Origin of the sequence: Streptomyces lacrimifluminis (assembly GCF_014646095.1) — a bacterium.
Lineage (GTDB): Bacteria > Actinomycetota > Actinomycetes > Streptomycetales > Streptomycetaceae > Streptomyces > Streptomyces lacrimifluminis.
In genome coordinates this window covers 123,112-149,530 of record NZ_BMMU01000020.1, presented here as the reverse complement: position 1 = coordinate 149,530, position 26,419 = coordinate 123,112, and the positions used below count along the sequence as shown (strand labels likewise).

Genomic DNA, 26,419 nt, shown 5'->3' with positions numbered 1-26,419 from the left:
CAGAAGACCATTCAAGGAGATACGAGAACCGTGACGGACATCGTCGACGAGCTGAAGTGGCGTGGGCTGTTCGCCCTGTCCACTGACGAAAACGCTTTGCGCAAGGCGCTCGCGGACGGTCCCGTCACGTTCTATTGCGGTTTCGACCCGACCGCGGCCAGTCTGCACGTCGGCCATCTGGTGCAGGTGCTCACCATGCGCCGCCTCCAGCAGGCGGGCCTTCGTCCGCTGGCCCTGGTCGGCGGGGCGACCGGCCAGATCGGCGACCCGCGTCCCACCGCGGAGCGCACGCTGAACGACCCGGAGACGGTCGCGCACTGGGTGACGCGGCTCCGCGCGCAGATCGAGCCGTTCCTGTCCTTCGAGGGCGAGAACGCCGCGATGATGGTGAACAACCTGGACTGGACGGCCGGGCTGTCCGCCATCGAGTTCCTCCGGGACATCGGCAAGCACTTCCGCGTCAACAAGATGCTGACGAAGGACTCGGTCGCCCGTCGTCTGGAGTCCGACCAGGGCATCAGTTACACGGAGTTCAGCTACCAGCTCCTCCAGGGCATGGACTTCCTGGAGCTGTACCGGAGGTACGGCTGCACGCTCCAGCAGGGCGGCAGCGACCAGTGGGGCAACCTCACCGCCGGTCTCGACCTGATCCACCGTCTGGAGCCGGACGCCTCCGCGCACGCGCTGGCGACGCCGCTCATGACGAAGGCGGACGGCACCAAGTTCGGCAAGACCGAGGGCGGCGCCATCTGGCTCGACCCGGAGATGACGACGCCGTACGCGTTCTACCAGTTCTGGCTGAACGTGGACGACCGGGACATCTCGGGGTACATGCGCATCCTGTCCTTCCGGTCCCGGGAGGAGCTGGAGGCGATGGAGGCGCAGACCGCGGAGCGTCCGCAGGCGCGGGCCGCACAGCGCGCGCTCGCCGAGGAGCTGACGACGCTGGTGCACGGCGCCGGGCAGACGGCCGCCGTGATCGCCGCGTCGAAGGCCCTCTTCGGCCAGGGCGAGCTGGGTGAGCTGGACGAGCGGACACTGAGCGCGGCCCTCTCCGAGGTGCCGCACATCCGGGTCGCCGAGGCGGGGCCGGTCATCGACCTGTTCGCCGAGGTCGGGCTGGTGGCCAGCAAGTCGGCCGCGCGGCGCACGGTGAAGGAGGGCGGCGCGTACGTGAACAACGCGAAGGTCACCGCCGAGGACGCGGTTCCCGCGAAGGACGACCTGCTGCACGGGCGGTGGCTGGTCCTGCGCCGGGGCAAGAAGAACCTGGCGGCGGTGGAGGTCACCGGCTGACCGGACCGCAGGTGTCCGAGTACGTGTGAAGGGGGCGGCCCTGTTGATCGGGCCGCCCCCTTCACACGTTCGACAGGCGCTAGGCCCGCTGTCTCTTGCCGCGCATCATCGAGTACGCCATGTCCCCCAGGAACACGATCACGACGGCCGCCGCGAGCTGGAGCGCGTGCCGGCCCCAGTCGATGCCGCTCGTCTCGTCGATGCCGAGACCTCGTGCGATCGCGTTGCCGATGACGGCACCGAGGATGCCGAAGATGGTCGTCAGCCAGAGCGGGCTGTGCTGCTTGCCCGGAATGATCGCCTTGGCCAGCAGACCCAGCACGAATCCCACGATGATCGCCCACAACCAGCCCATGGATGCCTCCTCGTACGGCTCTACGTGATCATTACGCCCAGTGTCGGCCCGTTCGCGCTACGGCGCATGTCGGGGACGTCGGTACGCGGTACGGCGCAGCAGGGTCGCCCCGCCGGAAGGTGCCCCGGTCTCGTAGGCGACGCAGGCGCGGCGTACCGTGGAAGCCTGTCCGTCCCTGGTTTTCCGACCGGGTTCGGCGCGGGGTACGGGCCGGGGCGTGGCCGATTCGGGTGGATGGTGGAACGTGATGCGGAAGCGGAGCAACAGCGGCGACACCCAGGTCTTCCGGATCACCGGGGCCCGGCAGGGGCTCGCGGACGATGTCCGGGCCAGACAGCGCCGGTACGTCATCTCCATGTCCGTGCGCACGGTGGCCGTGGTCCTCGCGGCGGTGCTCTGGAACGTCGAACGGCACGTAGCGTTCGTGGCATTGGTCCTCGGCATGGTCCTGCCCTACATCTCCGTGGTGATCGCCAACGCGGGCCGCGAGAACGCGCCTGGCCTCCCGTCGACGTTCGTGACGGTTCCGGTGCGGCCGATGATCACGCCGCCGCGGCCGGAGGAGGGTTTCGCGGAATCCGCAGCGGAAGACGCCGGGGGCGATCAGGGGGCCGGTATGCGGGGTAATCGGCACGAGTGATCCTGACCGGAAGTCAGTCGGAACGGCGTCGCCAAGCTCAAGAAAAGCTCAGATCAATCATGAAGTTCAGGTGCCGGTCGGACGGTTACCCATGACATACTTCGTACGCGCTCCGCATCCCCCGTCGGAGCGACAGACCGACGCCGGGCAGCTCCCCCCGTGGCTGCTCGGCGTCGCCTTTTTGAGCCCTGTTTCCGCCGGGTTAAGGTCAGCAGATGATCGGCTCCGACCCTGATTCCCCCATCTGTTCCGCCAAGGCATGCCGGGCGGACGCGCAGTGGGTACTCGCCTGGAACAACCCGAAGCTGCACACGCCCGAGCGGCGGAAGACCTGGCTGGCGTGCGAGGAGCATCGCGAGCATCTGTCGCAGTTTCTGGGGGTGCGGGGGTTCCTCAAGGACGTAGTGAGGCTGGAGGAGTGGGACTCCCCTCCGGGTGGCTGAGCAAGCATCGTCGCCTGCAGGCCGTATGTGGCTTGTCGCGCCCACGCGGCGAAGCCACAAATGTCACAGCCCCGCGCCCCTGTACGACTAGCCCCCGATCGCCGACATCGGTCTGTCCGGCTGGACGAAGGACGGGTCGTCGAGGCCCGCTCCCGCCTTCTTGCCCCACATCGCCTCGCGCCAGATTCGGGCTATCTCGTCGTCGGAGGCGTCGGAGCGGAGGGCCGCTCGCAGGTCCGTCTCCTCGCGGGCGAAGAGGCAGGTGCGGATCTGTCCGTCGGCCGTGAGGCGGGTGCGGTCGCAGGCGGCGCAGAACGGGCGGGTGACGGAGGCGATGACGCCGACGCGGTGCGGGCCGCCGTCGACCAGCCAGCGCTCGGCGGGGGCCGAACCGCGTTCGTCGGCGGCCTCCTCCGTCAGGTCGAAGCGGGTGCGGAGGGAGGCGAGGATGTCGCCGGCGGTGACCATGCCCTCGCGCTTCCAGCCGTGCTGGGCGTCCAGCGGCATCTGCTCGATGAAGCGCAGCTCGTAGTCGTGCTCGACCGCCCAGGCGAGGAGGTCCGGGGCCTCGTCCTCGTTGAATCCCGGCATCAGCACCGCGTTGACCTTGACCGGGGTCAGACCGGCCGCGCGGGCGGCTTCCAGGCCCGCGATGACGTCCTTGTGGCGGTCGCGGCGGGTGAGGGTCTTGAAGACGTCCGGGCGCAGGGTGTCCAGGGAGACGTTGACGCGGTCCAGGCCCGCCGCCTTCAGGGCGGTCGCCGTACAGCCCAGACCGATGCCGTTCGTGGTCAGGGACATCTGGGGACGGGGGGCCAGGGCGGCGACCCGCTCCACGATGCCGACCAGGCCCGGGCGCAGCAGCGGCTCGCCGCCGGTGAAGCGGACCTCCTCGATGCCCAGGATGCGGACGGCGATGTCTATGAGGCGGACGATCTCGTCGTCCGTGAGCAGGTCCGGCTTGGCCAGCCACTGCAGGCCCTCCTCGGGCATGCAGTACGTGCACCGCAGGTTGCAGCGGTCGGTCAGGGAGACGCGCAGATCGGTGGCGACTCGGCCGTAGGTGTCGATGAGCACGTGGGCCCCCTCCCTCGTAGCGGATCGCGGGCAGGAGTTTCTCCTACACCTGCGAGCCTACGTGACGCCACCGACAACGAGACCGGCCCGATGGCACAGGATGCGGCGCGGGGCCACCGTAGGTCCCTACGGCGGCCCCGCGCGATGCCTTGCCGGCGAACCGGCGAACGAGCGCCTAGTGCGCTCCGGTCCCCGTGAGGGACCGCACCTCCAGCTCCGCGTACTTGCCGGTGTCGGGCTCCTCCTTGGAGAGGACCGTGCCGAGCCAGCCCATGAGGAAGCCGAACGGGATCGAGATGATCCCGGGGTTCTTCAGCGGGAACCAGTGGAAGTCGACGCCCGGGAACATCGCCTTCGGGTCGCCGGAGACCACCGGCGAGAACAGCACCAGGCCGACCGCCACGATCAGACCGCCGTAGATCGACCACAGGGCGCCCTGGGTGGTGAACCTCTTCCAGAACAGGCTGTAGAGGATCGTGGGCAGGTTGGCGGACGCGGCGACCGCGAACGCCAGCGCGACCAGACCGGCCACGTTGAGGTCGCGGGCGAGGGCACCCAGGGCGATGGAGACGATGCCGATGAAGACGGTGGCCCAGCGGGCCGCCTTCATCTCCTCCTTGTCGGTGGCCTGCCCCTTGCGGATGACGTTGGCGTAGATGTCGTGCGCGAAGGACGACGACGAGGCCAGCGTGAGACCGGCGACGACGGCGAGGATCGTCGCGAAGGCGACCGCCGAGATCGTCGCGAGCAGCACAGCGCCCCAGGCGGAGTCGACACCGCCGATGTGCAGGGCGAGCAGTGGCGCCGCAGTGTTGCCCGACGGGTTGGAGTCGGTGATCTCTTTCTGGTCGATCAGCGCGGCGGCGCCGAAGCCGAGCGCGATCGTCATCAGGTAGAAGCCGCCGATGATGCCGATCGCCCAGATCACGGACTTCCGGGCGGCCTGGGCCGTGGGCACCGTGTAGAAGCGGATCAGGATGTGCGGCAGACCGGCGGTGCCGAGGACCAGGGCGATGCCCAGGGAGATGAAGTCCAGCTTGGAGGTGCCGGTGGCGCCGTACTGGAGGCCCGGCTCCAGGAACGCGTCGCCCTTGCCGCTGCGTTCGGCGGCGGTACCGAGCAGGTCGGAGATGTTGAAGTTGAACTTCAGCAGCACCAGGAACGTAATGAGGATCGTGCCGCTGATGAGCAGCACGGCCTTGACCATCTGGACCCAGGTGGTGCCCTTCATACCGCCGATGGAGACGTACACGATCATCAGGATGCCGACGAGGGCGACGATGGCGACCTTGCCCGCGTCGGAGGTGATGCCGAGGAGGAGCGAGACGAGGACGCCCGCGCCGGCCATCTGGGCCAGCAGGTAGAAGATCGAGACGACGATCGTCGACGTGCCGGCGGCCGTGCGGACCGGGCGCTGGCGCATGCGGTACGCGAGGACGTCACCCATGGTGTAGCGGCCCGAGTTGCGCAGCGGTTCGGCCACCAGGAGCAGGGCGACGAGCCAGGCGACGAGGAAGCCGATGGAGTACAGGAAGCCGTCGTACCCGAAGAGGGCGATCGCACCCGCGATGCCGAGGAAGGACGCGGCGGACATGTAGTCGCCGGAGACCGCGAGGCCGTTCTGGAAGGCGCTGAACTGGCGCCCGCCGGCGTAGAAGTCGGCGGCGCTCTTGGTCTGGCGGCCCGCCCAGACGGTGATGCCGAGGGTCGCGACGACGAACACCGCGAACAGGGAGATGATCAGTGGCCGGTGCTCGCCGGCCTCGCCTGCGGCGAGAACACTCTGCTGTACGGGACTCATGCGCCGCCCTCCATCCGGGACTTGATCGCCTCACCCTTGGGGTCGAGCTTCGCGGCGGAGTACCGCGCGTACCACCAGGCGATGAGGAACGTGGTGACGAACTGGGCGATGCCGAGGGCGAAGGCGACGTTGATGTGGCCGACGAGCTTGGTGCCCATGAAGCCGCCCGCGTAGTTCGACAACAGGACGTACAGCAGGTACCAGGCGATGAAGCCGACGGTCAGCGGGAAGGCGAAGGAGCGGTGGGCGCGGCGCAGTTCACCGAACTCGGCGCTCTGCTGCACCTCGACGAACTCCTCCGTGGAGGGGAAGTGACGTTCTGTCTTCGAGGGGGGCGGTGCGTCGGTAGCCACGGAGTCTCCTCGCGTTGCGGGTGCGGTCACGGCGGTGGACGGGGGTGCGTGGTCGTTGGGGGACGGGGTGGGGCTTGGTACGGGCATGACTCTTCTCTGACCTCGCGGTGATCTGGATCACAGGGGGTCGGCTCGCGATGGTAGGGCCCCCACGCGTGATCCGACAGGGGCCCGATGGTCCTCGCGCTCCTTGTCCAAGGTCACGGCGCCACGCGAGGACCGGTTCAACTCGCCGTACTTCTTTCCGAACTGGTCTCCGGAAGTCATTGCTGGCCAGCGGCGATGCGGGATAGCTTCGCCCTGTACCACCCGTCATGTACCTGCAATACGGAGGTGCGGGCCGCGCGCCCGTGCCCGCCTTTTCGCGCGTACGTAACTGTTGTCCGTCCCTGCTACGCGCTTGCCCGGCAACCATCCTTGTCCGGGCGAGTCCCGTTTCCGGATGATGTGGAGAACCCATGGCTCATCTGCGCTCCAGACGCCGGCTCGCTCTCGCGGTGCCGGTCGTGCTGTCCCTGACCGCCTCCCTCGGCTTCCTGCCCGTGGCCGCGTCCGCCGCCGCGCCGGCCGCCTCCGCCGCACAGGCGGTGGACGGTCCGAACCTGGCGTATGTCGTCAACACCAAGAGCACCGACCGTCACACGATCGGGGCGGTGACGAAGGCGATCTCCAAGGCCGGCGGCACCGTCGTGGTCACGTACAAGAAGATCGGTGTGATCGTCGTCCACTCCGCGAACCCCTCCTTCGGGGCGGAGATCCGCGCGGTGCGCGGCGTGAGGTCCGCGGGTGCCACGCGGACCACGCCGCTGGTCTCCGCCGGGACGACCGACGAGGGTGCGGCGGACTATCTGACGGCCGCCGAGGCAGCCAAGGTCGCGGCCGTGTCGGCCAAGACCCCCGAGAGCGAGCCCCTTGAGGCCGACCAGTGGGACCTGCGGTCGATCGGCGCCGACAAGGCCGCGAAGATCAACCCGGGCAGCCGCAAGGTCACCGTCGCCGTGATCGACACCGGCGTCGACGACACCCACCCCGACCTCGCGCCGAACTTCTCCGCGAACCAGTCGGCGAACTGCGTCGGCGGCGTCGCGGACACCAGTGCGGGTGCGTGGCGTCCGTACACCGCCGAGGACTATCACGGCACCCATGTGGCCGGTGAGATCGCCGCCGCCCGCAACGGCATCGGCGTGGCCGGTGTCGCGCCCGGCGTGAAGGTCTCCGGCATCAAGGTGAGCGACCCGAACAACGGGCTCTTCTACCCGGAGAGCGTGGTGTGCGCCTTCGTGTTCGCCGCCGACCACGGCGTCGAGATCACGAACAACAGCTACTACGTCGATCCCTGGCTGTACAACTGCGTGGACGACCCCGACCAGCGGGCCATCGTGGACGCGGTCAACAGGGCGCAGCTGTACGCGCAGAAGAAGGGCACCCTCAACCTGGCGTCGGCGGGCAACTCCGCCCACGACCTGGACTCCGACGCGATCGTCGACGACACCAGCCCGGACGACTCGACCCCGGTCACCCGCACGATCGACCCGCACAAGTGCTTCGACGTACCGACCCAGCTCCCGGGTGTCGTCACCGTGAGCGCCACGGGTGTGGACAACGTCAAGTCGTACTACTCCACCTATGGCAACGGCGTCATCGACATCGCGGCCCCCGGCGGTGACCGCAAGTACCAGATACCGGACACGCCGTCGAAGAACGGCCGCATCCTGTCCACCATGCCGAACGGTGAGTACGGCTTCCTGCAGGGCACCTCGATGGCCTCGCCGCACGCCGCGGGCGTAGCCGCGCTGCTGAAGTCGAAGCACCCGTGGGCGACCCCGGCGCAGCTCCAGACGCTGCTCAAGGCCCAGGCGAACAACCCGGGCTGTCCCACGTCGTACGACCAGGACGGTGACGGCACGCAGGACGCGGTGTGCGAGGGCGGCAAGCGGGTCAACGGATTCTTCGGGTTCGGGATCGTCGACGCGCTGCGCGCGGTCAAGTGACCCGCACGTTTTCCCGAGTTCCCGCACGGTCCACACGCCCCTCGAACGAAGGAACTGGAGACCCTCTATGACAGCGCCTCACTCGCGCTCCCGTCGCGCCGTGGCGATCCCGGTCGGGATGGTCATGGCGTCGGCGTTCGCCTTCCTGCCGAACATCCACGCCGTCGCCGCCGACACCGGGGCCGCCCCCGCCGCGGCGGTCACGGCCGACGCGACATCGCTCAGCTATGTCGTCAACGTGCACCCCGGTTTCGGCACTCCTCGGCACGTGAAGAAGGCCATCGCCAAGGCCGGCGGCACGATCGTGACGTCGTACGACCGAATAGGCGTGATCGTCGTCCACTCGGCGAACCCCGACTTCGCGAAGGTCGTCCGCAAGGTGCCCGGCGTGCAGTCGGCGGGCAACACGCGCAACGCGCCGCTGCCCGCGCAGTCGACCACCGACGAGGGTGCGCCGAAGGTGCTCTCCGCGGCGGAGGTCGCGAGCGCCACCGCCGACGCCACCGCGGCCCAGGACCCGCTGGAGCCGTTGCAGTGGGACCTGCCCGCCATCAAGGCGGACAAGGCGCACGAGAAGACGCTCGGCAGCTCCAGGGTGACCGTCGCCGTGATCGACACGGGTGTCGACGACACCCACCCGGACATCGCGCCGAACTTCGACCGCGCCGCCTCCGTCAACTGTGTGACGGGCAAGCCCGACACGACCGACGGGGCCTGGCGGCCGACCACGGGCGAGAGCCCGCACGGAACGCACGTGGCCGGTGAGATCGCCGCCGCCAAGAACGGTGTCGGTGTCACGGGCGTCGCGCCGGGCGTGAAGGTGTCCGGCATCAAGGTGTCGACCACGGCCGGCTACTTCTACACGGAGGCCGTCGTCTGCGGCTTCGTGTGGGCCGCCGAGCACGGCGTCGACGTCACGAACAACAGCTATTACACCGACCCCTGGTACTTCAACTGCAAGAACGACCCGGACCAGAAGGCCCTGCTCGACGCCATCACGCGCGCCACGCAGTACGCGGAGCGCAAGGGTGTCGTCAACGTCGCGGCGGCCGGCAACGAGAACTACGACCTCGCGGCCGACGAGATCACCGACCCGGTCTCCCCCAACGACGCGACGCCCTCGGAGCGGGTCATCGACCCGTCCAAGTGCTACGACATCCCGACCCAGCTCCCGGGCGTGGTGACGGTCGCCGCGACCGGCGCCAAGGGCCTCAAGTCGTCCTTCTCCAACCACGGCCTGGGCGTCATCGACATAGCCGCCCCGGGCGGCGACTCGACCCGCTACCAGACCCCGGCCCCGCCGGCCACCAGCGGCCTGATCCTCGGCCCGCTGCCCGGCGGCACCTGGGGCTACATGGCCGGTACGTCGATGGCGTCGCCGCACGTCGCGGGTGTGGCCGCCCTGATCAAGTCGACGCACCCGCGCGCGTCGGCCGCCCTGGTGAAGGCGCTCCTGTACGCCGAGGCGGACGCCACGCCGTGCACGGACCCGTACGACATCGACGGTGACGGCAAGGTCGACGCGGTGTGCGAGGGCCGGAAGAACTACAACGGCTTCTACGGCCACGGCGTCGCGGATGCGCTGGACGCAGTGACCAGGTAGCTGCTTGTGACGTAGATCCTCTTGGGTGGGCCGGACAGCATCGCGCTGTCCGGCCCACCGTGTTGATCCAGTGCATATGTTGATACCCGGTGCAGGAGACACGGCATTGGGGTGGGTTTGAGTCGACCGACAGAGGGGCCGTCCGCCGAGGGCGGGGGCGGGCCCGTAAGAACGCCCGGCAGCGGGCGCCCCGGTACCGGACGGGCCGTCGCCGTGCTCGTGCTGGTGGCGTTGGCCGCGCTGATACCGCTGCTCGGCCCGTCCCTCGCGCTGGACGGCACCGGGGAGGCAGCCGCACCCGGCGTGGCCGGGATCGGGCTGCTGCGGACGGTGCTGTTCGCCGCGCTGTGCGTTCCGGTGGGCGAGCTGTTCGTGCGGAGGCTGGCCGACCGGTTGCCCGGTGCGCCGCCGGAGCGGGCGCGCGGTTGGGCACCGTACGCGGCCGGAGTCGGTTTCGTCGCCGCGCTGGGGCTGGCCTCGGTGGTGTCGACCGGCAATCTCGTACCGCACAGCCTGGCCGCGATCGATGTGGGCGGCCTCTACGAGTCCCGGGACGGCAAGCTCGCGCTGCTGGAGGTCAACGGGTTCGCCGCGGCGGGCCTGTGCGCTCTCTCGGCCCGCCCGGTCACGCAGGTCTGGCCGTTGGCGGCGGTGGCCGTGGCGGAGGCGCTGCGGGCGCATCCGCCGCCGGAGCTCGATCCGCTGACCGGCTCGGCGCTGACGTTCGTCCACCTCACCTGCGCGGCACTCTGGGTGGGCGGACTGCTGTACGTACTGCGGACGTTGCCCCTCTGGAGGGCTGCCGGGGAGGCACGCGTGGCGCTGCTGGGCCTCTACGCGCGCGTGGCGGCCGTTCTGCTCGCCCTGATCACCGCCACGGGCATCTGGAGCACGCTGCGCCGGATGCCGCCGGACACGGTCCTGGAGCAGCTGACGACGACGGCGTACGGCCGCACCCTGCTCGCCAAGGTGATCGTCGTGGCCGCCGTCGCCGTTCTCGCCCTGTGGGCGCGGCTGCGGCTGAGCCGGGCGGCGGACCCGCTGACCGCGTGCTCCCCCGCGCGCGCGGAGGTCGTCGCGCTGGGGCTGGTGGTCGCGGTGTCGGGGCTGCTCACCGCGCTGCCGGTGCCGATCCGCTGGACGTGACGGGTGGGGGCGTCGCGGTTCTCACCGCCGCGAGTACGCCTGTGGTCAGGAGCCACTGGGCCGCGACGTACGTGAGCATGATCCAGAAGTCGGGTCGGGGGAGCTGGGGCAGGTCCGCGACGCCGGTCGCGATGAGCGTGTCGGAGAGCAGGAAGAGCGCGCCGCCCGTGCCGGCGAGGAGCCCGAGGGCGGTGGCCCGGTAGGCCATCGCGGTCAGCAGGAGGCTGTAACCGGCGACGGGGACACGGAGTTCGGCGGGGAGGCCGGGCCAGAGGGCGGCGAGGGCGCCGGCCAGGGCCAGGGAGTAGGCCCCCGCGAGCCGGATGCGTGCGCCGCGCGCGCGTGGGGTGCCGTTCGGACTGCGGTACTCGTTGCCGTACCTCCTGAAGAGGGCGAGGTAACAGAGGTGACCGGCCGCGAAGGAGGCCATGCCTGCCAGGAACGCCGGGTCGGCGTCGGAGAGGAGCAGGACGTCGCCGATCCAGCCGAGGAGAAGGGCCATGAAGAGGAGACGGGGAGCGCCGCGCAGGTGGGCGTGGGCGGCGAGAAGGGGCATCAGGAGCGGTTTGGCGAGGGCGTGCCCGGTGTCGGAGCCGACCGCGAGGGCGATCAGGTCGACGACCGCCGCGAGGGCGAAGGCGACGAGGAGAACCCGGGCGGGCCTCACGCGACGACGGTCTCTTCGGCCGGCTGCTCCTGGCGTGGGGGCGCGGGCTGCCAGCCGGGCCCCCGGAACACCCGACCGGCACGCTCACGCCAACTGCCCGCCGCCTTGATGTCCTTGACGATCGCGACGTACTCATGAGTGGCGACCTTGACCGGGTTGAACGTGTTGATGTTCTTCGTCAACCCGTAGACAGGCCGTTCGGTCTCGGCGACGAACGAGCCGAAGAGCCGGTCCCAGACGATCAGGATTCCGCCGAAGTTGCGGTCCAGGTAGCCGCCTTGGGAGGCGTGGTGAACGCGGTGGTGGGAGGGCGTGTTGAGGACGTACTCGAACCAGCGGGGCATCCGGCCGATCCGCTCGGTGTGGATCCAGAACTGGTACACGAGGTTGACGGAGGAGCAGAAGGCGAGCGCGGCCGGGTGCACACCGACGGCGACGAGGGGGACGTAGAACGGCCAGACGGTGAGTGTGGTCCAGGGCTGACGCAGGGCCGTCGTCAGGTTGAACCTGCGGCTGGAGTGGTGGACGACATGGCAGGCCCAGAGGATGCGGACGACGTGGTGGCCGCGATGGGACCAGTAATAGAAGAAGTCCTGCGCGAGCAGCATGAGCGGGACGGTCCACCACAGGACGGGGACGCGCAGCGGGGTGAGTTCGTGGATCGCCGTGTAGACGGCGAGGATCGGGATCTTCCAGAGGAAGTCGAAGGCCAGGCTCCCGAGTCCCATGCCCACACTGGTCGCGGCGTCCTTGGCCTCGTACCCGGCGGCGTTCTCTTCGGGGTGGATCCGGACACTGATCATCTCGATGACGGTGAGCAGCACGAAGGCGGGTATCGACCAGGCCACGACGTCGGGAAGGTTGGGCATGACTGCACGTTAGGACGGTGCACAGGTGGCGCATAGACGTTGTTACTGACAAGTATTCAGGGCAGTACGCGCTTGCTTGTTGGCGGTCTCCACCAACGGCCGCGCGACGGACTGTCAGTCGCGGCCCGTATTCTCTGGGACCATGCTCGAAGACCTGACGCCCACGCCGTCCCCCGCCCCGTGGCCGACCGCATATCCCCAGGGATACGCGGTCGTTGACGTCGAGACGACCGGTCTGTCCCGGGACGACCGGATAATCTCCGCGGCCGTCTACCGGCTGGACGCGCGCGGTGAGGTCGAGGACCACTGGTACACGACGGTCAATCCGGAGCGGGATCCGGGGCCGGTGTGGATCCACGGGCTGACGAGCGACGCCCTGGAGGGCGCCCCCCTTTTCGTGGACATCGCCGAGGAGTTCGCGTCCCGGCTCGCCGACCGTGTGCTCGTCGCGCACAACGCCGTCTTCGACTGGTCGATGATCGCCCGGGAGTACGCGCGCGCGGAGCGCGAGGCGCCGGTGCGGCAGCGGCTGTGCACCATCGCGCTGTCCAAGGAGTTGGGCCTGCCGCTGCCCAACCACAAACTGGAGACACTGGCCGCGCACTACGGGGTCGTCCAGCAGCGGGCCCACCACGCGCTGGACGACGCGCGTGTGCTCGCCGAGACGTTCCGGCCCAGTCTGCACGCGGCGGCCCGGGGTGGCGTACGGCTTCCGCTGCTGGAGTGCCGGGCGCTGACGGAGTGGTCGGCGCCGGCGACCGGTGCCACCCGGCCGCAGATCGGACGTCAGGCATCCGGGGGCTACGGCAGCTACCAGCCGACCGGTTGGCGGCCGTCCCGCAAGCGGCCCGCGTGCCCGTACCCCAACCCGGGGCGGTACGAGGACGGCAAGCCGCTCCGGCAGGGCATGCGGGTGGCGTTCTCCGGGGACACCTCGGTCGAGCGCGACCTGCTGGAGGACCGGGCCGTCGAGGCGGGGCTCCATGTCGCGACGAGCCTGTCCCGGCTGACCAGCCTGCTCGTCACCAACGACCCCGACTCCATGACCTCGAAGGTGGTCAAGGCCCGGCAGTTCGGCACACCGGTCGTCGACGAGGCGGCCTTCGGCCAGTTGCTGCGGGACGTGGCGCCCGCGACGGAGGGATGACCGTACGGACGGGTGATTGCCGTACGACTCGCCCGGCGGCGTCTCGCGCGCACGGCGGCAACGGCCCACCCTGTGGCGCATGGCCAGTTGTGAAGTCTGCGGGAACAACTACGGGATGACCTTCGAGGTGCACGCTCAGGGGTCGGTGCACGTCTTCGACTGCTTCGCCTGCGCGATCCACCGTATGGCGCCCATCTGCGAGCACTGCCGGGTCCAGATCATCGGGCAGGGCGTCGAGGCCGAGGGCCACTGGTACTGCGGGGCGCACTGCGCACGCGCGGAGGGGAGGGTGGGGATCATCGACAGGGTCTGAGGAAGGCCCGAGGAGGCCCGGGAGGGCCCGCGTCCGAGTCCGTACCCCCCTGAATGCACCCCACGGGCGAGTTGTACCGTCAGTGGGGTGTACCGCTTCCTCTTGTCCCGGCAGTGGGTGATCCTCACGCTGGTCGCCCTCCTCCTCATCCCCACGATGATCAGACTGGGCATCTGGCAGATGCACCGCTACGAGGAGCGCACCGCCCGCAACCAGCTGGTCGCCGACGCGCTGTCCGCCGAGCCGGTGCCCGTGGAGAAGCTGACCTCCCCCGGACACAGCGTCACCAGCGCCGAGCGGTACCACACCGTGACCGCGAAGGGTCACTTCGACACCGACGACGAGGTCGTCGTCCGCCGCCGCACCAACTCCGACGACGAGGTCGGTTACCACGTCCTGACCCCCTTCGTCCTCGACGACGGCAAGGTCCTGCTGGTCAACCGGGGCTGGATCCCCTCGGACGGGCCGAGCCAGACCGCGTTCCCCACCATCCCGGCACCCCCGAAGGGCGAGATCACCGTCACCGGGCGGCTGATGCCCGCCGAGACGACCGCGGCGAGCGGCATCAAGAACCTCAAGGGGCTGCCGGACCGGCAGGTCATGCTGATCAACAGCGAGCAGGAGGCCCGGCGGCTGGGCGCCGAGGTGCTCGGCGGCTACGTCGTGCTCACCACGCCCGAGCCGAAGAACGACACCCCTCAACTGCTCGGCAGGCCCGGCGACGAGAACGCCGCGCTGAACTACGCCTACGCCATCCAGTGGTGGCTGTTCGCCGCGGGCGTGCCGCTGGGCTGGGTGATCCTCGTGCGCCGGGAACGCCGGGAACGTGCGGAGGCCGAGGCGGCGGCGCGGGAGGCGCAGGAGTCACCGGAGACCGAGCCCGCCGCCGTGTGACGCGACCGGCCGTGTGACGTAACCGAGGATTCTCGGCGTGTGACAGGACGATCTCGCCCGAATGCCGGAGCCCCTCAGCGGGAACCTGCACGTCGTGCACCCCCATCAGAAGGACCGCATCCCGCGTATTCCCCGTATCGAGGACTACGCCCTCGTCGGTGACCACCAGACCGCCGCGCTCGTCGGCATGAACGGTTCCGTCGACTGGCTCTGTCTGCCCCGCTTCGACTCGGCCGCCTGTTTCGCCGCGCTGCTCGGCGACGAGAGCAACGGGCACTGGCGGATCGCCCCCGAGGGCGCCGATCGCTGCACCCGGCGCGCCTACCGGCCCGGCACCCTCGTCCTCGACACCGAGTGGGAGACCGACGAGGGCGCGGTACGCGTCACCGACCTGATGCCCCAGCGCGACCGCTCCCCCGATCTCGTACGGATCGTCGAGGGCGTACGCGGCGAGGTGACCGTCCGCAGCACGCTGCGGCTGCGGTTCGACTACGGCTCGGTCGTGCCGTGGATGCGCCGGGTGAACGGGCACCGGGTGGCCGTCGCGGGGCCGGACTCGGTGTGGCTGCGCACCGACGAGGGGGTGCGCACCTGGGGACGGGACTTCACCACGTACTCGGAGTTCACCGTCGCCGAGGGCGAGCGGGTCGCGTTCGTGCTGACCTGGCATCCCTCGCACGAGCCACACCCGCCGTTCGTCGACCCGTACGAGGCGCTGGACGCCGCCGTCTCGGACTGGAAGGACTGGTCGGCGCGCTGCACGTACGACGGGCCGCACCGGGACGCCGTCGTGCGCTCGCTGATCACCCTGAAGGCACTGACCTACGCGCCGACCGGCGGCATCGTGGCCGCCCCGACCACCTCGCTCCCCGAGGAACTGGGCGGCGTACGCAACTGGGACTACCGCTACTGCTGGCTGCGCGACTCCACGCTCACCCTGAACGCGCTGCTGTCGGCGGGCTACCACGAGGAGGCCGAGAGCTGGCGCGACTGGCTGCTGCGGGCGGTCGCGGGCGATCCGGCGGACCTCCAGATCATGTACGGGCTCGCCGGTGAGCGCCGGCTGCCCGAGTTCGAGCTGGACTGGCTGCCCGGCTTCGGCGGTTCGGCCCCGGTGCGGATCGGCAACGCGGCCGTACGGCAGCTCCAGCTCGACGTGTACGGCGAGGTGATCGACTCGCTGGCGCTGGCCCGGCGTTCGGGGCTGCCGTCCAAGCCGCACATGTGGCGGCTGCAGGTAGCGCTGATGGAGTTCCTCCGGACGGCGTGGCGGCAGCCGGACGAGGGGCTGTGGGAGGTGCGTGGGCCGCGCCGGCACTTCGTGCACTCCAAGGTGATGGCCTGGGTGGCCGCGGACCGCGCGGTGCGTCAGCTCGAACTCAACCCGAAGCTCAACGGCGGCGACCTCGAAGGCTGGCGGGCGATGCGCGACGAGGTGCACCGGGAGGTGTGCGAACGCGGCTACGACCCGGAACGGAACACGTTCACGCAGTTCTACGGCTCCCGCGAACTCGACGCCGCCGTGCTGCTCCTGCCCCGCGTCGGCTTCCTGCCCCCGGACGACCCGAGGATCGTCGGCACCATCGACGCCGTCAGGGAAGAACTCGGGAACAACGGCTTCGTACGCCGCTACAGCACGGACGGTCCCGTCGTCGACGGGCTGCCCGGTGACGAGGGCGTGTTCCTCGCCTGCTCGTTCTGGCTGGCGGACGCCCTGCACATGATCGGCCGTACGGAGGAGGCACACGCGCTCTTCGAACGCCTGGTCGGCGTCACCAACGACGTGGGGCTGCTGGCGGAGGAGTACGACCCGGTCGCCGACCGCCAGCTCGGCAACTTCCCCCAGGCGTTCAGCCACATCGGCCTCGTCAACACAGCCCTCGCCCTGTACGGCGAGGAGCGGGCAGGATAGGGACCATGGATCTTGGACTGAAGGACCGGGTGTACGTCGTCACCGGAGCCACCCGCGGACTGGGCAACGCCGCCGCGCGCGAGCTCGTCGCCGACGGCGCGAAGGTGGTCATCACGGGGCGGGACGAGAAGACGGTCGCGGAGGCCGCGGCCGAACTGGGCCCCGGGGCGGTGGGCGTGGCCGCGGACAACTCCGACCCGGAGATCGCGCAGCGGCTCGTCGCGGCGGCCCGCGAGCACTTCGGGCGCTTCAACGGCATCCTCATCAGCGTGGGCGGTCCGGCGCCCGGGTTCGTCGCCGACAACACGGACGAGCAGTGGCAGGCCGCGTTCGACTCGGTGTTCCTGGGGGCGGTACGGCTGGCCCGTACGGCGGTGGCGGAGCTGGAGGCGGGCGGGGTCGTCGGGTTCGTGCTGTCCGGCTCGGTGCACGAGCCGATTCCGGGGCTGACCATCTCCAACGGCCTGCGGCCGGGGCTCGCCGGGTTCGCCAAGTCCCTCGCGGTCGAGGTGGGGCCGCGAGGGATCCGGGTGGTGGGGTTGTTGCCCGCGCGCATCGACACGGACCGCGTGCGCGAGCTGGACGGGTTGTCCGCGGATCCGGGGGCGACACGGGTCGCCAACGAGTCGCGGATTCCGTTGCGGCGGTACGGGAAGCCGGAGGAGTTCGGGCGGACGGCGGCGTTTCTGCTGTCGCCGGCGGCGAGCTACTTGACGGGGATCATGGTGCCTGTTGACGGGGGGATGCGCCACGGGTTCTGAAGGGGCCTGTAGTGGTGTGTCCGCGGGTGCGTGGGGGCTTGTCGCGCCCACGCGGCGGAGCCGCACTCGTCACCGCCCCGCGCCCCTAAAAGCAGGTGCACCCGCCCTTGGGGTCAATTCACCCTTTCCGCGCGGTGTTTTACCGCCCTCAGGTCTACCTCCGTCGGCAGCGACTTGAGGCCCGCCGAGTCGCGGGCGTTCGTCAGGGCCTCCGTCGTGAGGCGGGTTACCGCCTCCGCCGGGGATGCATGGGGTTGCAGGAGGAGTTGGACCCGGGCCTCGGGGGCCGTGCGGCTGCCTGTCAGGGTGACGTGGGCCCGTTCCACGCCCTCCAGGCGGGTTGCCTCTCCCGCCACCGCGTTCTCCATGGCCCGGCCGCGCAGGAGGGCGCCCTCGTTGTCGCCCGTGTCGACCAGGACCTCGCCGAGGCGGCGTCGGCGGAGTACCGCGGCGAGCCACCACAGGGACAGGAGGACCACGGCGGCCAGGACGGCGAGTACCGTCGGCCACCACCAACCGGCGTCCCGGTAGTGGGTTCGTTCGGCGCTGCTCAGCAGCACGTCGTGGCGGTCGTCGTGGATCCACCACGTCGGCCATCGGCTGCCGAGGCCCATGGCCAGCACCGAGCCGCCGATGACCATCAGGACCAGGCCCACGAGGCCCAGCAGTACGCGGTTGACGATGCGCGGCATCCGTCCTCACCCTTTCCGGCCGGGGCGGGCGACATGCACCGACAGGGCCGGCGGCCGGGACAGGCCGAGGCTCCTGATTCCGTCGGCGAGCACGTCGTCCAGATCGGCCCGTACGTCGTCGAGTTCGCGGAAGTGGGAGACCGCGCGGACGTCGGCCCTGGTCCGGGTCATCCGGATCCGGACCGACTGGACGCCGGACACCTCCACGGCCCGGTCGCGCAGCACCATCGCGGCGGCGGCCCGGTGCAGGCCCGCCCGGACGTCGGCGTGGGTCCGCCGCATCGGCAGGACGCCGCGCAGGCCGGGGGTCACGGCAAGGACGAGCAGCCAGCCGCCGAGGAGCACGGCGACACCGGCTCCGACCAGGACCCAGGTGTCGTCGAGGGGACGTTCCGCGAACTGCCTGGCCAGTGATCTGCGCCAGCTCATGGCCGGGCGGTGGGCGCGTACCGCGGTGATGTCGTAGAGGAAGGCGCCCGCGCCGCAGAGGAGCAGCAGCGCGAGGACGGCCGCGGGGACCCGGCGCGCCGACCAGAAGCGGCGGCCATGGACGTCGTCCGTGTCGCCGAGGGTGGGCAGAGGGTCGTAGGCGGAGGTGGACGAGGACTGTCCCGGTCCGGTGGTGTCGGTCGCCGTGTCGTCCGTTTTCTCCAGTACTGGCAGTCGTCGGGTGTTCCCGGAGCCGTCGAAGCCCTGGGGCTCGCTCATCGCGTCCTCCCGTGTGCCTTCCCCGGTGCCGCACCGTGCGGCGGTGCCAGGTGCAGCCGCTCGATCTCCACGGCGACCTCCGGCACGTCCATTCCCGCCAGGGCGTGTACCCGCGAAGCGACCCGATCACGCACTGTCGCGCACTGGCCACCGATATCGGAGGGATACGGGAGTTCGAGGCTCACACGGACGCGGGCCCTGTCGTGGTGGACGACGACCGTGGCGTGCGGAGGTACCGCGTCCGGGGGCAGCTCGGCAAGCGCCTCGCGGGCCGCCTGCGCGGCGATCTTCGCGACGACCCGGTCGGCGATCCGGGTGGCACCGCGTTCCCCCGGTGGCACCGCCGTCGGTGCTCTGTCGGGCGTACGGGTTTCCCCGGACCGCTCCTCACCGGGCTGCTCCTCGGCCATGGGGCGTCACCGCCGTCGGTCGTCGCGGGTGCGGAAGAAGTCGCCCAGGTCCAGGTCGCCCTCCAGGAATCTGCCGACGACGAAGCCGAGGGCGCCCAGGGCTGCCACCAGCAGAAACGCGCCGAAGCCGCCGAAGTACCCGGCGAATCCCAGCGCCATTCCGGCGATCATGCCGATCACGGCGAAGCTCATGCTGCCCTGCCTTCCCGGTTTCTTTCCGGTCCCTTTCCGATGCCCCGAATCCGTCACTGCAGCCGGGGCTCGGGTTCTTCTTCCTCTTCGTCGGGCAGCTTGACGTCCGTCACCGCGATGTTGACCTCGACGACCTCCAGGCCGGTCATGCGCTCGACGGCCGCGATGACGTTCTCCCGCACGGCCCGGGCGACATCGCCGATCGAGACGCCGTACTCGACGACGATCTCCAGGTCGAGGGCGGTCTGCACCTCGCCGACCTCGGCCTTCACTCCACGGGAGACGGATTTCGAGGCGCCGCCCGGCACCCGGTCGCGGACCACGCCGAAGGTCCGGGACAGGCCGCTGCCCATGGCGTGCACACCGAGGACGTCACGGGCGGCGAGCCCGGCGATCTTCTCGACGACTCCGTCGGCGATCGTGGTGCGCCCCCGTTCGGCGGGGTCGCCGCCGCCGCGCTTGGTGACGTTCGTCTTCCGGGGCTGGGTGGCCTGTGGAGCGTCGCCCTCGTTCTCGGGCTGCTCGGGCCGGTTCCGCTGGGTCATGTCGGTCATCGCCGTACATCCCTTTCGGTCGTCGTCCACGACCCACAGTAGGCGGGGTCGGGCGGACGCGCGCCGGGGATGCGCCAGGGAGGCGACACGGGTGCGGGCCGACGGTCCGGTGTCGGGCACATCCCCCACGCAGGGGGGCCACTGTCGGCAGCGGCCCCTCGGTGCGTGGACGGATCCGGGCGGGTCAGTCGCCGACGCCCGCCAGGTCCCGCAACCGGCGCGCCTGCGCGGCACGCTCGGCGGTGCGCTGTTCGTCGTACGTCCGGCCCTGGACGCCGCGCAGCAGCGCCTTCGTCTCGACGAGGGCGTCACGGGGCGCGGCGAGCAGCGCGGCCGACAGGTCGCGTACGGCGTCGTCGAGCCGCTCGGCCGGTACGGCGATGTTGGCGAGGCCCGTGTTCACGGCCTCCTCCGCCTGGACGAAGCGGCCGGTCGCGCAGATCTCCAGCGCGCGGGCGTAGCCCACCAGGCCGACGAGCGGATGGGTGCCCGTCAGGTCGGGGACGAGGCCCAGGCTGGTCTCACGCATGGCGAACTGCACGTCGTCGGCGACGACGCGCAGGTCACAGGCGAGCGCGAGTTGGAAGCCCGCGCCGACGGCATGCCCCTGGACGGCGGCGATGGACACCAGGTCACTGCGCCGCCACCAGGTGAAGCCCTCCTGGTAACCGGCGATGGTGCCGTCCAGGGTGGCGTCGTCGCTGCGCGCGAGATCGATGAACGACGGCTCGCCGTCGAACCCCTCGGGCGTGAACGCCTGCCGGTCGAGTCCGGCGGAGAACGACTTGCCCTCGGCACGCAGCACGACGACACGCACGGTGCCCGGCAGCATCCGGCCGGCCTCGGCCAGTGCCCGCCACAGAGCGGGGCTCTGCACGTTGCGCTTGGCCGGGTTGGTCAGCGACACCGTGGCGACCGCGTCGTCGACGGTGAGCCGTACGCCGTCCTTGTCGAGTACGGAAACTTCGGGACCTTGACCAACAACGTCCTGGTCGAACGAAGCCATGGGGCGCCTCCGATGAGTGCGGTCGGATCAGGTGTCTGCCCGCTGCGGGACACACCTAAGTGACTGCACAGTAACCACCCGGCCGGTCAGCGGACCGACCGGGTGGCCACCATCGAAACCGACGAGTCGTCGGGGATCAGGCCGAAGCGGCCTTCTTGCCCCGTGTCGCCCCGCCCCGGCCACGGAGCGTGACGCCCGACTCGCTGAGCATCCGGTGTACGAAGCCATACGAGCGACCGGTTTCTTCGGCCAGCGCTCGAATGCTCGCACCGGAGTCGTACTTCTTCTTCAGGTCTGCCGCGAGCTTGTCGCGCGCGGCGCCGGTTACCCGGCTGCCCTTCTTCAGAGTCTCGGCCACCCGTGCCTCCTCGTGGGAAGTGCGCTCTGGTCCTCTCATGATCACCCCTCAAGCGCCTCATGGCCACCCATTCGGCAAGGTCTGTGAGACACGGTTTTGACGACAGGAGTGCATCCCCACAAGTGGAATCTTCAATTCCGCACAGGCGTGTCCGTGCGGCCGAACGAGTTGTTCCGCGAAGTGCCTGGTCAGGAACGCGCGACAGCCGGGCCCCTGTCGATGAAGGGCCCGGCCGTGAAATGGATGTAGGACACACCTCGGTATGAGGAGATCTCACTCAGATGATGGATCACGGATCGGCCGAATGATCCAGTGGAAGTGGATCAGCGATTCGATCAAGTGACCGTGACCACCGACAAGCGGTCAGGCGAGGGCCACCAGGTCCGCGTAGTCGGCTCCCCAGAGGTCCTCGACGCCGTCCGGCAGCAGGATGATCCGCTCCGGCTGGAGCGCGTGCACGGCGCCCTCGTCGTGGGTGACGAGGACGACGGCGCCCTTGTACGTGCGCAGCGCGCCGAGGATCTCCTCGCGGCTGGCCGGGTCGAGGTTGTTCGTCGGCTCGTCGAGAAGGAGCACGTTCGCGGAGGAGACCACGAGGGTCGCGAGAGCGAGCCGGGTCTTCTCACCTCCGGAGAGGACACCGGCGGGCTTGTCGACGTCGTCGCCGGAGAACAGGAACGAGCCGAGGGTCTTGCGGACCTCGACCAGGTCCAGGTCGGGGTTGGCGGAGCGCATGTTCTCCAGGACCGAGCGCTCGGGGTCGAGGGTCTCGTGCTCCTGCGCGTAGTAGCCGAGCTTGAGGCCGTGGCCCTCGATGACCTCTCCCGTGTCGGGCTTCTCGGCGCCGCCGAGCAGGCGCAGGAGGGTCGTCTTGCCGGCGCCGTTCAGGCCGAGGATGACAACACGGGAGCCCTTGTCGATGGCCAGGTCGACATCGGTGAAGATCTCCAGGGAGCCGTACGACTTCGACAGGCCCTCCGCCATGAGCGGGGTCTTGCCGCAGGGCGCGGGCTCCGGGAAGCGCAGCTTGGCGACCTTGTCGGAGACCCGTACCGCGTCGAGTCCGGCGAGCAGCCGGTCGGCGCGCTTGGCCATGTTCTGCGCGGCGACCGTCTTGGTGGCCTTGGCGCGCATCTTGTCGGCCTGCGCGTTCAGCGCGGCGGCCTTCTTCTCGGCGTTCTGGCGCTCGCGCTTGCGGCGCTTCTCGTCGGCCTCGCGCTGCTGCTGGTAGAGCTTCCAGCCCATGTTGTAGACGTCGATCTGAGCCCGGTTGGCGTCCAGGTAGAACACCTTGTTGACGACCGTCTCGACCAGTTCGACATCGTGGGAGATCACGATGAAGCCACCGCGGTAGCTCTTCAGGTAGTCGCGCAGCCAGACGATGGAGTCCGCGTCGAGGTGGTTGGTCGGCTCGTCGAGCAGCAGGGTGTCCGCGTCCGAGAACAGGATGCGGGCCAGCTCGATACGGCGGCGCTGACCGCCGGAGAGCGTGTGCAGGGGCTGGCCGAGCACCCGGTCGGGCAGGTTGAGCGCGGCGGCGATGGTGGCGGCCTCGGCCTCGGCGGAGTAGCCGCCCTTGGTGAGGAACTCCGTCTCCTGGCGCTCGTACTGCCGCATGGCCTTCTCACGCGTGGCGCCCGAACCGTTGGCGATGCGCTGCTCGTTCTCGCGCATCTTGCGGATCAGGGTGTCCAGGCCGCGCGCGGAGAGGATGCGGTCGCTCGCCAGCACGTCGAGGTCGCCGGTGCGGGGGTCCTGGGGGAGGTAGCCGACCTCGCCGGAGCGGGCGATCTGGCCCGCCGCGGGGATGCCCTCGCCCGCGAGGACCTTGGTGAGGGTCGTCTTGCCGGCGCCGTTGCGGCCGACCAGGCCGATGCGGTCGCCCTTGGTGATACGGAAGGTGGCGGACTCGATGAGGACACGGGCGCCGGCGCGCAGCTCGATACCGGAGGCGGAGATCACGGACAGACTCCAGGGCGGGGTTGTTGGCGGGGTGGGCGGCTGAGGACGTTCCCGCCGTCTAATGCGCGAGGAGAATGGCCATAGGACAAGTCTAACGGGGCCGTGCAAGCACTTTCCCTGCGCGCCCTCGTGCGGGACGGGTCCCCCGTTCGGCCCTCCGTCCGGCGCCGCAGCTCAGGCGGCGTATCAGGATGACGCCATGCAGTTCGACGACGACGCCGATCTCGACACCTCCGAGGTGCAGGACGTACGCGGCAGCCGGGTCCCCGGTGGCAGAGCGACCGTCGGGGGTGGCATCGGCGTCCTGCTCGCGCTGCTCCTGGGACTGTTCTTCGGGGTCGGTCCGGACCAGCTGGGCCTGTCCTCCGGCGGCGGCGGGCCCACGGCGACCGCCTCCTCCCTGGCACAGACGCAGCAGACCTGCCGGACCGGCCGGGACGCGAACACCAGGGACGACTGCCGCATCGTGGCGGTGGTCAACAGCGTCCAGGACTTCTGGGACGCGGAGTTCACCCGCGGCCGGGGCACGTACACGCGGTCGCCGACCGTGGTCTTCAGCGAGCGGGTGGACACCGCGTGCGGCACGGCGACCTCGGCGGTGGGCCCCTTCTACTGTCCCGGTGACCGCGAGGTCTATCTGGACCTGGGCTTCTTCGACGAGCTGCGGACGACCTTCGGCTCCAGTGGCGGCCCGTTCGCACAGGCGTACGTGGTGGCGCACGAGTACGGGCACCATGTCCAGGATCTCCTGGGCACCCTGGGCAGGTCCCAGGACGGCCGTACGGGCGCGAACAGCAACGCGGTACGGGTGGAGCTCCAGGCGGACTGCTATGCGGGCGTGTGGGCCCACCACGCGACCACGACGAACGACGAGTCGACGGGCCGCCCGCTGATCACCAGCCTCACGGACGCCGACATCCGGGACGGCCTGGACGCGGCGGCGGCCGTCGGCGACGACCGCATCCAGGAGCGCTTCCAGGGCCGGGTGACACCGGAGACATGGACGCACGGATCGGCGAAGCAGCGGCAGCAGTGGTTCCACGAGGGGTACCGCACCGGGGACACGGCACGCTGCGACACGTTCCGCTGAGCGGGGCGGGACGGGCGCGAGGCCGCTTGCCGGGGCGTTGTCAGTGGCCGGTGCGAGACTGGGCGCAGGCCATTCTTCCAGTTTCCGGTTACCGGTCTCCGGCTTTCCGGCAGCGGGACCCGAGGGAGTAGTGATGGGCATGGCAGCAGGCACGGGCGGCGGGCGTCCCAGTGTTTACCCGACACTGGTGTACGCAGACGCGAAAGCGGCGATCCGGCAGCTCACGGAGGCTTTCGGCTTCACCGAGGCGTCGGTGTACGAGGGGGAGAACGGCTCGGTGCTGCACGCCGAGCTGGTGCAGGGCAACGGCGCGGTGATGCTCGGCTCGAAGGGCACAGGCAGTGTCTTCGACACGGCGATGAAGGAGGCGGGCCCGTGCGGGGTGTACGTCGTCGTGGACGACGTCGACGCACACCACCAGCAGGCCGTGGAGCACGGGGCGGAGATCCTGATGCCCCCGACGGACCAGGACTACGGCTCGCGCGACTACATGGCACGCGACATCGAGGGCAACATCTGGAGCTTCGGCACGTACACGCCCGAGATACAGGCCTGACCTTCTCCGTCCGCCCCGGACGGCCGGCTTCCAGGGCCTGTCGTCAGGATCACGTCGGCTTCAGGCTGCGGTGGCGTTGCCCGCCGGTGAGCGGGGTGTGGTGCGTGCCACACCCCCGCGGCCCAGGCGTGATACAAGCGACAGGCCCTAGCTGCCCCCGGTGTGCACCTGGAAGGCGGCGCGGCGTACGGCCTTGGCGAGGGCCGGGTCGGGGTGGGCGGCGGCGAGGGCGACCAGGACCTGGACGGTGCGGGGGTGGCCGACCGCGCTCACCTCGTCGAGGAGCGCGGGGATGGTCGGCTGCACCGCGGACTCCAGATGGCGCACGAGCAGCGGCGCCTCGCCGTGGTCGGCGACGGCCGCGGCGGTGTCGACCCACATCCAGGTGGCCTCCTCGCGGGTGAGCACCTCGTGGGCGTCCTCCGGGTCGATCCCGTCGTGCTCGGCCAGCCACAGCAGGGCGTACGGCCGCAGCGGGGTCTTCTCCGCGACGGCGCGCACGTCGGGCTCGGCGGGGCCGCCGACCACGCGCAGGGCCTCGAAGGCGAGACCGCGCAGCAGGGCGTCCTCGCCGCGGGCGGCGTCGAGGAGTTCGGCGACGGCGCTGCCGACGGGACGGGCGGCGAGCCAGGCGCGGTACTCGGCGCGGGCCGCGTTGGGGCGCAGCTGGGAGCAGCCGCGCAGCATGTCCTCGGCGTTCTGCTCGATGTTGCCGGCCGGGCTCTGCGCGGCGACGCAGATCTGCTCCAGCTTGACCCACACCGCCCAGCTGCCGAGCGGGGTGAGCGTGGCGTGGCCGTCGCCGTAGGTGAGGGCGCCGACGGAGGCCAGGGCGTGCAGGGCCCAGTCGAGGAGGGGGGCGAGCGGGGTGTCGACGGCGGTGGCGTCGGGCTGCTGGGGCAGCGGCTCGGGCTGGGGACCGTAGGGGACCTCGCAGCGTTCGGTGCGCAGTTCCGTGACCCGCTGCTCCAGGAGGTCCAGGAGCTGCTCCATGGGGACGGGCCCCGCGGACAGCTGGAGGAAGGAGAGCACCTGGGGCATCGCGGAGACGACCTCGGCGACGGCGGCGGGTTCGTGGTCCGCGGCCTCCGGGTGGGCGATCGACCAGGCGTCGAAGAGGGCGACCCAGCCGCGCAGTACGGCGCTGTCGTCACGGTTCCAGGCGCGCAGACGCCAGCCGGGGCGCGCGATGTCGCCGTGCACCTCGACCAGGCCGGCGAGCCGGGCGGTGTCCCAGTCGTGGCGGACCTGATCCGGGGTCAGCCCCAGTTCGGCAGCGGCCCGTTCGGCGGTCGCGTCGGACAGGGTGCCCCTGCCGTCGGAGGTGCCGCCGTCATGGCCGGGCCGCAGGGAGGGGTCGGCCCAGCGGGCGACGCGGGCCGCGCCGGCCAGACCGGAGCGGGCCATTCGGGCCAGTTCCGCCGGGGCCGGTGTGCCCTCGGGCGGACGCGGGGCGGGGCGGCGCGAGCGCCGCTGGTTCATCGCTCGTGGGGCGGCGGCCAGGGGTCGCGGGCGGACAAGTCGAAGCCTGGAGTCGCGCGGGATACGGGACGTCACGGGTGCAGTCTTCCGGTTGACGGTCCGAAAACCCAAACGGAATGTCACGGCGGGCCACAGGGCCGG

The 26,419-nt window shown here is 70.4% G+C and carries 28 protein-coding genes; 13 read left to right on the top strand and 15 right to left on the bottom strand.

What is annotated here, in order from left to right; translation table 11 throughout:
* Nucleotides 1–30 precede the first annotated feature (30 nt).
* Complete coding sequence (gene tyrS, locus IEY89_RS26955) at nt 31–1,296, top strand: tyrosine--tRNA ligase (RefSeq protein ID WP_189150092.1); 1,266 nt, start codon at nt 31–33, stop codon at nt 1,294–1,296.
* A gap of 79 nt (nt 1,297–1,375) precedes the next feature.
* Here tyrS and IEY89_RS26950 read toward each other — a convergent pair whose 3' ends face one another.
* Complete coding sequence (locus IEY89_RS26950; RefSeq protein ID WP_189150091.1) at nt 1,376–1,651, bottom strand: GlsB/YeaQ/YmgE family stress response membrane protein; 276 nt, start codon at nt 1,649–1,651, stop codon at nt 1,376–1,378.
* A 247-nt stretch (nt 1,652–1,898) separates the two neighbouring features.
* Between IEY89_RS26950 and IEY89_RS26945 the strand changes: the two genes are divergently transcribed.
* Together IEY89_RS26945 and IEY89_RS26940 are read left to right on the top strand one after the other, a co-directional pair.
* Entirely contained in the window at nt 1,899–2,291 is a 393-nt protein-coding gene (locus tag IEY89_RS26945) for a DUF3099 domain-containing protein (RefSeq protein ID WP_189150090.1), read from the top strand.
* A gap of 215 nt (nt 2,292–2,506) precedes the next feature.
* Nucleotides 2,507–2,734, top strand: coding sequence for a hypothetical protein (locus IEY89_RS26940; protein ID WP_189150089.1), 228 nt, complete (start codon nt 2,507–2,509; stop codon nt 2,732–2,734).
* 87 nt (nt 2,735–2,821) lie between these two features.
* Here IEY89_RS26940 and moaA read toward each other — a convergent pair whose 3' ends face one another.
* The 3 genes from moaA to IEY89_RS26925 form a co-directional block, all read right to left on the bottom strand.
* Nucleotides 2,822–3,811: a GTP 3',8-cyclase MoaA gene (gene moaA / locus IEY89_RS26935; protein ID WP_189150088.1), complete on the bottom strand. Its 990-nt coding sequence runs from the start codon at nt 3,809–3,811 to the stop codon at nt 2,822–2,824.
* 175 nt (nt 3,812–3,986) lie between these two features.
* A complete protein-coding gene (locus IEY89_RS26930; RefSeq protein ID WP_189150087.1) occupies nt 3,987–5,612 on the bottom strand; it encodes a monocarboxylic acid transporter in 1,626 nt (541 codons plus the stop codon).
* Nucleotides 5,609–5,965 (bottom strand): DUF485 domain-containing protein, encoded by a 357-nt coding sequence (locus IEY89_RS26925; RefSeq protein WP_189150086.1) that lies wholly within the window; start codon nt 5,963–5,965, stop codon nt 5,609–5,611. Before IEY89_RS26925 ends, IEY89_RS26930 begins: the two co-directional genes overlap by 4 nt.
* A gap of 458 nt (nt 5,966–6,423) precedes the next feature.
* Between IEY89_RS26925 and IEY89_RS26920 the strand changes: the two genes are divergently transcribed.
* The 3 genes from IEY89_RS26920 (at nt 6,424) to IEY89_RS26910 (ending at nt 10,705) form a co-directional block, all read left to right on the top strand.
* Nucleotides 6,424–7,956, top strand: a complete 1,533-nt coding sequence (locus IEY89_RS26920; protein ID WP_189150085.1) for a S8 family peptidase — start codon at nt 6,424–6,426, stop codon at nt 7,954–7,956.
* A gap of 67 nt (nt 7,957–8,023) precedes the next feature.
* Complete coding sequence (locus IEY89_RS26915; protein ID WP_189150084.1) at nt 8,024–9,559, top strand: S8 family peptidase; 1,536 nt, start codon at nt 8,024–8,026, stop codon at nt 9,557–9,559.
* 111 nt (nt 9,560–9,670) lie between these two features.
* Nucleotides 9,671–10,705 (top strand): CopD family protein, encoded by a 1,035-nt coding sequence (locus IEY89_RS26910; RefSeq protein ID WP_189150083.1) that lies wholly within the window; start codon nt 9,671–9,673, stop codon nt 10,703–10,705.
* On the opposite strand, the gene IEY89_RS26905 is transcribed toward IEY89_RS26910, so the two are convergent.
* Together IEY89_RS26905 and IEY89_RS26900 are read right to left on the bottom strand one after the other, a co-directional pair.
* The gene (locus IEY89_RS26905; RefSeq protein ID WP_189150082.1) at nt 10,671–11,372 is read right to left on the bottom strand and encodes a lysoplasmalogenase; all 702 of its coding nucleotides are present in this window, start codon (nt 11,370–11,372) and stop codon (nt 10,671–10,673) included. The genes IEY89_RS26910 and IEY89_RS26905 overlap by 35 nt on opposite strands.
* Nucleotides 11,369–12,241 carry a sterol desaturase family protein gene (locus tag IEY89_RS26900; protein WP_189150081.1) on the bottom strand — a complete coding sequence of 291 codons (873 nt, stop codon included), beginning with the start codon at nt 12,239–12,241 and terminating at the stop codon, nt 11,369–11,371. The genes IEY89_RS26905 and IEY89_RS26900 overlap by 4 nt, the downstream gene beginning before the upstream one ends.
* A gap of 142 nt (nt 12,242–12,383) precedes the next feature.
* On the opposite strand from IEY89_RS26900, the gene IEY89_RS26895 reads away from it, so the two are divergent.
* From IEY89_RS26895 to IEY89_RS26875, 5 genes are all read left to right on the top strand, one after another.
* Nucleotides 12,384–13,388, top strand: coding sequence for a DEDDh family exonuclease (locus tag IEY89_RS26895; protein WP_189150080.1), 1,005 nt, complete (start codon nt 12,384–12,386; stop codon nt 13,386–13,388).
* A gap of 79 nt (nt 13,389–13,467) precedes the next feature.
* Nucleotides 13,468–13,701 carry a metallothionein gene (locus tag IEY89_RS26890; protein WP_164413017.1) on the top strand — a complete coding sequence of 78 codons (234 nt, stop codon included), beginning with the start codon at nt 13,468–13,470 and terminating at the stop codon, nt 13,699–13,701.
* An 87-nt stretch (nt 13,702–13,788) separates the two neighbouring features.
* Complete coding sequence (locus IEY89_RS26885; RefSeq protein ID WP_189150079.1) at nt 13,789–14,595, top strand: SURF1 family cytochrome oxidase biogenesis protein; 807 nt, start codon at nt 13,789–13,791, stop codon at nt 14,593–14,595.
* A gap of 94 nt (nt 14,596–14,689) precedes the next feature.
* On the top strand, nt 14,690–16,507 hold the full coding sequence (locus tag IEY89_RS26880) for a glycoside hydrolase family 15 protein (protein WP_189150078.1): 1,818 nt from the start codon (nt 14,690–14,692) through the stop codon (nt 16,505–16,507).
* Between the two features lie 5 nt (nt 16,508–16,512).
* Nucleotides 16,513–17,268, top strand: a complete 756-nt coding sequence (locus IEY89_RS26875) for an SDR family oxidoreductase (protein WP_189150077.1) — start codon at nt 16,513–16,515, stop codon at nt 17,266–17,268.
* Nucleotides 17,269–17,381: 113 nt separating this feature from the next.
* Here IEY89_RS26875 and amaP read toward each other — a convergent pair whose 3' ends face one another.
* The 8 genes from amaP to IEY89_RS26835 all read right to left on the bottom strand — a co-directional run bounded on the left by amaP (nt 17,382) and on the right by IEY89_RS26835 (nt 23,150).
* On the bottom strand, nt 17,382–17,960 hold the full coding sequence (gene amaP / locus IEY89_RS26870; RefSeq protein ID WP_189150076.1) for an alkaline shock response membrane anchor protein AmaP: 579 nt from the start codon (nt 17,958–17,960) through the stop codon (nt 17,382–17,384).
* A 6-nt stretch (nt 17,961–17,966) separates the two neighbouring features.
* Nucleotides 17,967–18,668 (bottom strand): DUF6286 domain-containing protein, encoded by a 702-nt coding sequence (locus IEY89_RS26865; protein WP_189150075.1) that lies wholly within the window; start codon nt 18,666–18,668, stop codon nt 17,967–17,969.
* A complete protein-coding gene (locus IEY89_RS26860; protein WP_189150074.1) occupies nt 18,665–19,078 on the bottom strand; it encodes an Asp23/Gls24 family envelope stress response protein in 414 nt (137 codons plus the stop codon). Before IEY89_RS26860 ends, IEY89_RS26865 begins: the two co-directional genes overlap by 4 nt.
* Before the next feature lie 6 nt (nt 19,079–19,084).
* Nucleotides 19,085–19,270 (bottom strand): hypothetical protein, encoded by a 186-nt coding sequence (locus IEY89_RS26855; protein ID WP_189150073.1) that lies wholly within the window; start codon nt 19,268–19,270, stop codon nt 19,085–19,087.
* A 53-nt stretch (nt 19,271–19,323) separates the two neighbouring features.
* A complete protein-coding gene (locus IEY89_RS26850) occupies nt 19,324–19,824 on the bottom strand; it encodes an Asp23/Gls24 family envelope stress response protein (RefSeq protein WP_189150072.1) in 501 nt (166 codons plus the stop codon).
* 184 nt (nt 19,825–20,008) lie between these two features.
* The gene (locus IEY89_RS26845) at nt 20,009–20,830 is read right to left on the bottom strand and encodes an enoyl-CoA hydratase/isomerase family protein (RefSeq protein ID WP_189150071.1); all 822 of its coding nucleotides are present in this window, start codon (nt 20,828–20,830) and stop codon (nt 20,009–20,011) included.
* Nucleotides 20,831–20,966: 136 nt separating this feature from the next.
* The gene (locus tag IEY89_RS26840) at nt 20,967–21,188 is read right to left on the bottom strand and encodes a helix-turn-helix domain-containing protein (RefSeq protein WP_006123601.1); all 222 of its coding nucleotides are present in this window, start codon (nt 21,186–21,188) and stop codon (nt 20,967–20,969) included.
* Between the two features lie 363 nt (nt 21,189–21,551).
* Complete coding sequence (locus IEY89_RS26835) at nt 21,552–23,150, bottom strand: ABC-F family ATP-binding cassette domain-containing protein (RefSeq protein WP_189150070.1); 1,599 nt, start codon at nt 23,148–23,150, stop codon at nt 21,552–21,554.
* 199 nt (nt 23,151–23,349) lie between these two features.
* On the opposite strand from IEY89_RS26835, the gene ypfJ reads away from it, so the two are divergent.
* Complete coding sequence (gene ypfJ / locus IEY89_RS26830; RefSeq protein WP_189150069.1) at nt 23,350–24,240, top strand: KPN_02809 family neutral zinc metallopeptidase; 891 nt, start codon at nt 23,350–23,352, stop codon at nt 24,238–24,240.
* Between the two features lie 139 nt (nt 24,241–24,379).
* Nucleotides 24,380–24,796 (top strand): VOC family protein, encoded by a 417-nt coding sequence (locus IEY89_RS26825; RefSeq protein WP_373287297.1) that lies wholly within the window; start codon nt 24,380–24,382, stop codon nt 24,794–24,796.
* A 147-nt stretch (nt 24,797–24,943) separates the two neighbouring features.
* Here IEY89_RS26825 and IEY89_RS26820 read toward each other — a convergent pair whose 3' ends face one another.
* On the bottom strand, nt 24,944–26,353 hold the full coding sequence (locus IEY89_RS26820; RefSeq protein WP_189150067.1) for a hypothetical protein: 1,410 nt from the start codon (nt 26,351–26,353) through the stop codon (nt 24,944–24,946).
* Nucleotides 26,354–26,419 lie beyond the last annotated feature (66 nt).

Coding starts and splice junctions, on each gene's coding strand:
- IEY89_RS26950 (WP_189150091.1), bottom strand. CDS start 1,651: ATGGGCTGGTTGTGGGCGATCATCGTGGGATTCGTGCTGGGTCTGCTG.
- IEY89_RS26945 (WP_189150090.1), top strand. CDS start 1,899: ATGCGGAAGCGGAGCAACAGCGGCGACACCCAGGTCTTCCGGATCACC.
- IEY89_RS26940 (WP_189150089.1), top strand. CDS start 2,507: ATGATCGGCTCCGACCCTGATTCCCCCATCTGTTCCGCCAAGGCATGC.
- IEY89_RS26930 (WP_189150087.1), bottom strand. CDS start 5,612: ATGAGTCCCGTACAGCAGAGTGTTCTCGCCGCAGGCGAGGCCGGCGAG.
- IEY89_RS26920 (WP_189150085.1), top strand. CDS start 6,424: ATGGCTCATCTGCGCTCCAGACGCCGGCTCGCTCTCGCGGTGCCGGTC.
- IEY89_RS26915 (WP_189150084.1), top strand. CDS start 8,024: ATGACAGCGCCTCACTCGCGCTCCCGTCGCGCCGTGGCGATCCCGGTC.
- IEY89_RS26900 (WP_189150081.1), bottom strand. CDS start 12,241: ATGCCCAACCTTCCCGACGTCGTGGCCTGGTCGATACCCGCCTTCGTG.
- IEY89_RS26895 (WP_189150080.1), top strand. CDS start 12,384: ATGCTCGAAGACCTGACGCCCACGCCGTCCCCCGCCCCGTGGCCGACC.
- IEY89_RS26890 (WP_164413017.1), top strand. CDS start 13,468: ATGGCCAGTTGTGAAGTCTGCGGGAACAACTACGGGATGACCTTCGAG.
- IEY89_RS26875 (WP_189150077.1), top strand. CDS start 16,513: ATGGATCTTGGACTGAAGGACCGGGTGTACGTCGTCACCGGAGCCACC.
- amaP (WP_189150076.1), bottom strand. CDS start 17,960: ATGCCGCGCATCGTCAACCGCGTACTGCTGGGCCTCGTGGGCCTGGTC.
- IEY89_RS26865 (WP_189150075.1), bottom strand. CDS start 18,668: ATGAGCGAGCCCCAGGGCTTCGACGGCTCCGGGAACACCCGACGACTG.
- IEY89_RS26860 (WP_189150074.1), bottom strand. CDS start 19,078: ATGGCCGAGGAGCAGCCCGGTGAGGAGCGGTCCGGGGAAACCCGTACG.
- IEY89_RS26855 (WP_189150073.1), bottom strand. CDS start 19,270: ATGAGCTTCGCCGTGATCGGCATGATCGCCGGAATGGCGCTGGGATTC.
- IEY89_RS26850 (WP_189150072.1), bottom strand. CDS start 19,824: ATGACCGACATGACCCAGCGGAACCGGCCCGAGCAGCCCGAGAACGAG.
- IEY89_RS26845 (WP_189150071.1), bottom strand. CDS start 20,830: ATGGCTTCGTTCGACCAGGACGTTGTTGGTCAAGGTCCCGAAGTTTCC.
- ypfJ (WP_189150069.1), top strand. CDS start 23,350: ATGCAGTTCGACGACGACGCCGATCTCGACACCTCCGAGGTGCAGGAC.
- IEY89_RS26825 (WP_373287297.1), top strand. CDS start 24,380: ATGGCAGCAGGCACGGGCGGCGGGCGTCCCAGTGTTTACCCGACACTG.